Source organism: Desulfofundulus thermosubterraneus DSM 16057 (genome assembly GCF_900142025.1).
GTDB classification, from domain to species: domain Bacteria; phylum Bacillota; class Desulfotomaculia; order Desulfotomaculales; family Desulfovirgulaceae; genus Desulfofundulus; species Desulfofundulus thermosubterraneus.
On the sequence record NZ_FQZM01000030.1, the window covers coordinates 39,583 to 46,981 of the forward strand.

General features: G+C 52.0%; 8 protein-coding genes. 2 read left to right on the plus strand and 6 right to left on the minus strand.

The window, feature by feature from the left end; genetic code table 11:
• Window positions 1-90: 90 nt before the first annotated feature.
• The 4 genes from BUA65_RS11785 to BUA65_RS11800 form a co-directional block, all read right to left on the minus strand.
• The gene (locus BUA65_RS11785; protein ID WP_072869897.1) at window positions 91-309 is read right to left on the minus strand and encodes a DUF5320 family protein; all 219 of its coding nucleotides are present in this window, start codon (window positions 307-309) and stop codon (window positions 91-93) included.
• 194 nt (window positions 310-503) lie between these two features.
• Window positions 504-719 (minus strand): sulfurtransferase TusA family protein, encoded by a 216-nt coding sequence (locus BUA65_RS11790; protein WP_072869899.1) that lies wholly within the window; start codon window positions 717-719, stop codon window positions 504-506.
• Window positions 703-1,785 (minus strand): YedE family putative selenium transporter, encoded by a 1,083-nt coding sequence (gene yedE, locus BUA65_RS11795; protein ID WP_072869901.1) that lies wholly within the window; start codon window positions 1,783-1,785, stop codon window positions 703-705. Before yedE ends, BUA65_RS11790 begins: the two co-directional genes overlap by 17 nt.
• Window positions 1,786-2,093: 308 nt before the next feature.
• The gene (locus BUA65_RS11800) at window positions 2,094-3,308 is read right to left on the minus strand and encodes a tungsten cofactor oxidoreductase radical SAM maturase (protein WP_072869905.1); all 1,215 of its coding nucleotides are present in this window, start codon (window positions 3,306-3,308) and stop codon (window positions 2,094-2,096) included.
• Between the two features lie 485 nt (window positions 3,309-3,793).
• Between BUA65_RS11800 and BUA65_RS11805 the strand changes: the two genes are divergently transcribed.
• Together BUA65_RS11805 and BUA65_RS11810 are read left to right on the plus strand one after the other, a co-directional pair.
• Window positions 3,794-4,039 (plus strand): hypothetical protein, encoded by a 246-nt coding sequence (locus BUA65_RS11805; protein ID WP_072869906.1) that lies wholly within the window; start codon window positions 3,794-3,796, stop codon window positions 4,037-4,039.
• A 118-nt stretch (window positions 4,040-4,157) separates the two neighbouring features.
• A complete protein-coding gene (locus BUA65_RS11810; protein WP_072869908.1) occupies window positions 4,158-4,691 on the plus strand; it encodes a (Fe-S)-binding protein in 534 nt (177 codons plus the stop codon).
• Window positions 4,692-4,699: 8 nt separating this feature from the next.
• Here BUA65_RS11810 and BUA65_RS11815 read toward each other — a convergent pair whose 3' ends face one another.
• Both BUA65_RS11815 and BUA65_RS11820 read right to left on the minus strand, forming a co-directional pair.
• The gene (locus BUA65_RS11815; RefSeq protein ID WP_072869910.1) at window positions 4,700-5,695 is read right to left on the minus strand and encodes an arsenic resistance protein; all 996 of its coding nucleotides are present in this window, start codon (window positions 5,693-5,695) and stop codon (window positions 4,700-4,702) included.
• 44 nt (window positions 5,696-5,739) lie between these two features.
• Complete coding sequence (locus tag BUA65_RS11820; RefSeq protein WP_072869911.1) at window positions 5,740-6,912, minus strand: permease; 1,173 nt, start codon at window positions 6,910-6,912, stop codon at window positions 5,740-5,742.
• Between the last annotated feature and the right edge of the window lie 487 nt (window positions 6,913-7,399).

Genomic DNA, 7,399 nt, shown 5'->3' on the forward strand with positions numbered 1-7,399 from the left:
TCCCATGCCATCTGGCCTTGATCAAGCGGGCAAAGTGTCCGCGATCAATATATACTGAAGGGGCACCAGGCCCCTTCTTCAAATAATCTTCTAACCTTTTAGCCCTTTAATCCTTTCCTCGACTGTCTTAATTTCTTCCTGCAGGTCCTTGAGATAGGCCTCCAACTGCGCCAGCTCCTCCTGCCTGGTCAGGACGCGCCGGTGAAAAGCGCTCCCGTGGCAGCAGCAACCCCTGCCGTGGCCGGAACCAGAGCCGTGTTGATGGCCATGAGCATGCATCCTGCCGCCATGACCGGCACCGCAACACATATGAATCACCCCCTTATATGCATAATGCCTCTATGGAAATAATACCACCACCGGTGCGTTTTGTAAACACCTTTTCAAAATTTCTTGGCCTTTACCTTAAAACCAAAGCCTTTTAAGTTTCCACTAACATTAAAAAGCCCCGTTTCCATAAAACAGGAAGCGGAGCTTAAATAATCCTTGAAATTACCACTGAATTACCTTTTTGTTAAGACCAGTAATATATCCTCACCCTGTTCCAGGACCTCAACCTGCCAGCCCCTGTTTTCAGCCAGCCGGGACACATTCTCCCTGGCCGCGGCGCTGCTGACCAGCACCTTAACGGTTCCGGCCCCGAGAGCATCCAGAGCCTGTTTGGTCAGTAAAACCGGCTCGGGACACAGCAAACCCCTGGCGTCAACTTCCCTTACCAATGCTCACACCTCGCTTTACTGCCACTGGACGGTTTACATAACCTATAATAAACACCGCTATTAACCCCAAAATAACGGCTATCTGGCCGCCTACCGGCACTCCGGTGGGGCTGCCGGCCAGGCCGAAGTTATGCGAAACTGCAGCTCCAAACATGATCCCCATTATGGTTAAGGCGCTGTCGGTATTTCCTTCAGCGGCAGCAACCAGCTGACGCAGCGGGCACCCACCCAGAAGCACTGCCGCCCAGCCGGCGAGGGCCAACCCCAGAAAGTTCCACAGCCCGTCGGAATGAGCCACCGGCTGCCCCGCAAACCCAATCTTGAAGGCCCCCACCGCCAGGTTTCCTACCAGGGCGACCACAAATATGGCCACAAAACCGTACAAGAGGTGGGCATCCCGGAACATAATAAAGTCCCTGATTCCGCCGACCATGCACAGCCTGGAACGCTGGGCCAGCACACCAATCACCAGGCCCGCTCCCAGGGCGACCCATACGGGAGCATGCATGGAACCGGGGCCCTTCTCGCTGAAAAATATAAAGGAAGGACGTGCAAGTAATAGAATGAGGAGCAGTACCATAAGTCCCGTAAACAAATAGCCGTTGCCTTTCTGCTGGGGAACAGCCCGCCCTAGACTGAAACCTGACTTAAGAAACTGGACTCCAACGGCCACCCCTGCGGCCAGACCCAGCAACCCCACCCCGGCGTTGAGATCACCGCCGGCCAACCGCAGAACGGCACGCACGGGACAGCCCAGGAAAACCAGCATGCCGATCATGGCCAGAAAACCCAGTACAAAGCGGGTAAAAGAAGAGGAACCGCCGATAGATCGGAATTCTCTCGCAGCCTGAGCAGAAATGAAGGCCCCCAGCACCAGACCAATAATTTCAGGCCTTATGTACTGTACCGGGGCAGCCCGGTGTAAACCCAATCCACCGGTGATATCGCGGAGGAAACAGGCCACACAGTAGCCCATGTTGGCCGGGTTGCCCATGGCCACCAGCACTACCGCCAGTAGACCCAGTGTACCCCCGGCCGCAACAACCAGCACCCTTTTGCTGTTCAAACATTACCACCTCCCGAAAATATTACATTCTTTTATTTTCGATTGTCTCAAAAAACTCCTTTATCACTCGCATTTAATTTTTAAATACATCAATTTTATGTAAAAAAGTTTGCTTATAATTGTGCTAATATGGTATCCCTATTGTTTTATCCGCACTCTATGGGAATGGGGCATAAACAAAAAACGCCCGGTCTGTGATTTGACCGGGGCGCCTGGGTGGTGATCCCATTCCTGATTACTGTGGCGTGTAACTTTTTGATTGACACAACCAGGGAGGTGCTTTTCAAAAAAAGAAAGAGCACCGCATTTCAGGGACAGGCCACTATTTGTCTGGACCACAGGCATTCGGCACAGGACGGGCTGTTGCCCCAGCAATCCATCTCATTGTCGTCGGCCATGGTACAACCCTCCAGAAACTTGCAGTCCGTGCAGGAGGGGAACCTGAAGTTTTTTACAGCCACCCTGAAGTTGATATATGCTGGATCGGTCCAGATTTCATCCAGGTATTGTTCCTTTACATCGCCCAGGTAGAAAGGACGAATTTCTTTGGCCCGGCCGTAGATAAAGCAGCGGTACGAATGCATTAAAGCATAGCAAGGGGATACAAGTCCCCTGTGGTTGATCACCATGGACTTGTCCTCGATAAATTTGCAATACCGGTCGGTACGCAACTTCATGTAAGGAAGCTGGGCCTGGATCATCAGCAATAACGACTGGTAGTCAAAAGGAATCTCCGTATCTTCCATGTCGTAAAGAATTTGTTCCTTCATCGCTTCATTATAGGGCAAAACATTGGTCACGATCATCCGGCGCGCCTTGAGTTTTACAACAAGCTCACCCAACCGGGGTAATTTATGATAGTTGTCTTTTGTAGCCACAAACTCTATACCGAGTTCCGGAAACCCCACACCCCTTTGTCTTTTTATCTCCTGCAGCAAACGGATATTCCCCATAACACCTTGAAAGTCGGCTCCTTGCCTGATCCGGCAGTATTCTTCCTCATCCGGGCCGTCCAGCGAGACGAAGAGCATGTCCAGTTTGATATCGATCAACTTATTAATTACATCTGCATTTAATAATGAACCATTGGTTATAACCTCAACCCTGTACCCCCGCGACTTGACCAGCTCAAGCATGTCCAGCAGGCGGGGGTGGCTGAAGGGCTCGCCGAAGCCGCCAAAATGCACGCACTTTAGTCTGGGTAGACGGGGGAGGCTGTCCAGAATGCGCTCAAAGACGGGCCACTCCATATGGGCAAGGGGATCTTTCCAGGAATTTCTGATGCAGGTGGTGCAGGCAAAATTACACACTGTAGTTGGCTCAACATATAATTTTTTAACATCCGGAACCCGGGGAAGGATTAAAAAACCATCTTCCGTTCTAACACAGAGGGCATCCACAAAACCCGTTTCCCCCGCATACTGGGTGAATTCAAAAGGCAATGCGGTCTTCCCGTCCCGGGTAATGACAATGGGTTTTCCCATTTTAAAGTTATTGACAGAAATGGGTCTCTGGGGGGACATATAACAACCTCCTGTCCTAATTTTATATAGTTTTACGTGTTAAAACAGAACATTTGTTGCATTTAGGCACATACCCCAGCCCGCGCTTCCACGATAAAATTTTCATCAAAACTTTGTGCAATTTGCTTGCCAGTAAAACAACTGGCAGTATCGCACCCCCCCACAGGGCGTCCGGAATCCACCCCTAGGTGTATGCTTTGTCCCTGGGATATAACTTCTTTTAAGATAAATGCCAGCCCGAACCGAACACTTTTATATGGAGGTTAGTCTTCGCATTTCCCCAAAATAATAATATATGAATTTACTGATATATAATACCACAGACAGTACGCTACCAACAATACTTGAAGGTAAACATAGTTTAAAGCAAGCACCCTTGAAAATGAGTTTTGAGGATATATTGACAATGTTTTATTAGTCTATTACTATATAGTTATGAATAACATTAGCTTATTTTATTGCTATATATCTTGGGGAGGTTTTCCATGGGCAGAGGGTGTTGCGACCCCAGGGCTCCCAGGCCGCAAAAGCTACTGGTGGACGACGGCGAGGTAGGCGTACTCGGTCTGGATGAGATCCTGGAAGAGGTTTCCCAGCTTTTGTTGACAGATGAGGAAGAACTGGCGGCCGAGTTGCTGTCCCGTTTCAAGGCAAGAAATTACGTGCCGCCCTCCGCGGAGAAAAAATACGCCGCCGCCCTGGTTGCCGAGTACAAGAAACATTATCGTTAAGCCGGTTTAGCGGAAGAAAATGCCCGGGCTCCATTCAGGTAAAAAGGACCCGGGCATTTAGACCCATTAAATGTTCACTCAATTCTGAAGCCTATTTAAAAAAGGAGGTTGAGGAGGTATGTTTAAAAAATACAGCTTAAAATTGGTGCGGCCCCAGTGCCACCCCTCCCGGCTGCGGGTAAATGCAATTGTGGAACTGGATGTAGATATCCGGGAAATATTTCCGTATCTCAACGCGGAACTGGGCAACTGCTTTTACCACCCGGAAGCACCATTCTTGCGTTTTGCCCAGGGGGGGAAAGTCTTCACTCTCCACCCCTCCCACTTTACCATAAACGGTCTGGAGGATGAAGAGCAAGCCCACCGCATGGTGGAGTTCATCCGGAAGCTGCTGGAAGACACATGGGCAAGGCGCAGGGAAATTGTCCCCAGTTTTCGCCGCGGCACTGAATTGAAGGTACTTGACGTATACAAGCTGCTGCCCCGCACCAACTGCGGGAATTGCGGAGAAAAAAACTGCATGGCATTTGCAGCGGGGCTGATCAAACAGGAATTCACCCTGGCCGATTGCACCCCGCTTCAAGAACCCGCGCAGGACGCAGCGCGGGAAAAGCTCACCCGGCTGCTTCAAGACGCAGGTTATCCTGTCTAAGTAGGCTGCTACTTCATGACCGCCCCCGGCTCGGGTACCACTTTGACCCAGTATTTCTGCAGGTAAGGGGACAGCCTGAAAAATCCCGCCATGAAGAGCACCTGGATGAGCGGCTTGACGGCGATGATCATGACCGTCAATGGCGAGAAAAACACCACGGCCAGGGCCAGGGCGATGGAAATGTTTTTACCGCTGACCCCGTAGGCCAGGGCCACCATATCCGGGTAACCGGTACGGGTCAACCGGGCGTACAGGATGGAAATGCCGAATAAAAGCGTATAAAATATCACCAGCGGCAGGGCGATTACACCCAGGTATTGCGGATTGCGTACCAGAGTTACGGATTCGGACATCATGGAGATAAAGAATACCAGGTACATGCCCAGGGCCGAGACGGCAGGGAAAACGGGCTTATAATCGGCAAATTTCTTCTGTCCCCATTTTTTCACCAGCCACACCCTGGTCAGGTTACCCAGGACCAGGGGAACAACAATAGTATAAAAAATCGTTTGCAGCATTTTCCAGGCATCTACGGGAACGTATTTGCCGGCCAGGGCACTCATCCACAGCGGTATTAACACAATGCCGGCCAGCAAACTGGTTACCGTGATCACCAGCGTCATGGGTGCATTTCCTTTGGCCATTGCCGTCCACGCCACGATCATGCCCGCACAGGGAACCACTCCGGTGAGGATAAGCCCTACTGCAAAGTCCGGGTAACCGGATAAAAACATCCTGGCCAGGAGCGCCGCCAGCAGGGGGGATATGAGGTAATTAAAGACCATCACCACCGTCATGAACCCCACCCGCCTGGCCGCTCCAACCACTTCGCCGATTTTAATTCCCACCATCATGGGGTACAGCATAATGAACAGCGCTACCGGGTAGAAAACCTGCAGCCGCTTGCCGGTATCGGGCAGCAGGTAGCCCAGCAGCAGTCCCAGGGCAATTACCGCCATCAAAAGCTGGATCATGTGTTTATTAATGAATTGTGCCACTCGCACGCGACTTCCCTCCAGCTATACCAGAATCAGCCCCGGCTGGGTTCCTACCCCCAGATGGCTCCGTAAATCATCCCAGCAATGGTGGACATAATCACAACCAGTGAAATATAGACGGCGGCCTTTTTGGTTCCCATTATCTGCCTGATCACAATCATGTTCGGCAGACTTAAGGCCGGCCCGGCCAGAAGCAGCGCCAGCGCCGGGCCCTTGCCCATCCCGCTGCCGAGCAATCCCTGCAGGATGGGAACTTCCGTCAAGGTAGCAAAGTACATCAGGGCCCCGACTATGGAAGCAAGGAAGTTGGCGCCAAGGGAGTTTCCTCCCACCAGTGCCGAAATATATTTGGCCGGGATGATCCCCGTATCGGCCCCGGGCCTGCCCATGAGAAAGCCGGCCACCAGCACGCCGCCCAGTAGGAGCGGGAAGATCTGCTTGGCAAAGCCCCAGGTGGACTCCACCCAACCCCCCAGCTCGTCTTTAGTAAACCAGAGCTTCAATATTACCGCCAGCACGACCAGGAAGAAAACGGTGAGGTACCAGTGCACCTGGTAGACGGCACTGAAGAAACCCACCGGCTGGGCCGGCTTGCCCCAGGCGGCAAAGATCAGGATCAGTACCATGGTCAGGAAGTAAACTCCGTACTGCCACAAAGACCTCCTGTCTTCCGGAGGGGGCGGTAAAGTAAGGGCGGCTTCTTCCCTGGCCTTTTCCTCCTTGATAAAGATCACGTGCATGAGCAGGCCGATGATGATGGAAAAGGCCACCGCACCCACCGCCCGGGCCACTCCCAGATCGAAGCCCAGCACGCGGGCAGTGAGAATAATGGCCAGAACGTTTATGGCCGGGCCGGAATAAAGAAATGCCGTAGCCGGACCGATGCCGGCACCACGGGTGTAGATCCCCGCAAAAAGCGGCAACACCGTGCAGGAACATACCGCCAGTACGGTACCCGACACCGAGGCAACACCGTAGGATAAAATTTTATTTGCCCCTGCCCCGAAGTATTTTAAGACCGAAGCCTGGGAAACAAACACCGCAATGGCCCCGGCGATAAAAAAGGCCGGCACCAGGCAGGTCAAAACGTGCTTCTGGGCGTAATCCTGGAGCATGAAAAATGCCTCCAGGATGGCCGACTGCACCCGCGGGTTGTGCAGCGGAATGTAAAAAGCCGCCAGGAAAATAGCAACCATTAAAAGGAATTTGTCGCGTTCTTTCATTGCCAGCACCCCTTTCATCTTTTCAAATTACAACAAAGTTACATAGCTCATTACATGCTTTTCATCCCGGACTAATTGAAACGCCCTCACCTCCTGTGAACCCGCCCAAGTTAAGTATATTAGATTATTATAATATTGTCAATTGCTTTATGCAGCGTTCGAGAACCAAAACAGGGTGGGTTAGAAAGTGGGGATAACTCAATATCCAGGCAGAAAAAAAGCGGGGAGTGCTTCTCCCGCGCTTTTTCGTGTGCGCCCGGCATGGGCGTTAACTTGGTGGTGAAAGTCCACTGCAGGCGAGGCAGCACGAGTCTGCTAGCCAAAGGCAAGGGTGTCCATCGCGAGGTGGAATCCGAAGGAAGCCGGAGGCAAAACCACGGCCCGATGAACAAGAACCCCATAAGAGGCTAAGCCGTTCGGATGAGCTGGCGTGACACAGCGAAATCCCAGGCTGCCAAGGGACGGCGGAGTATATGGGGCGGGCACG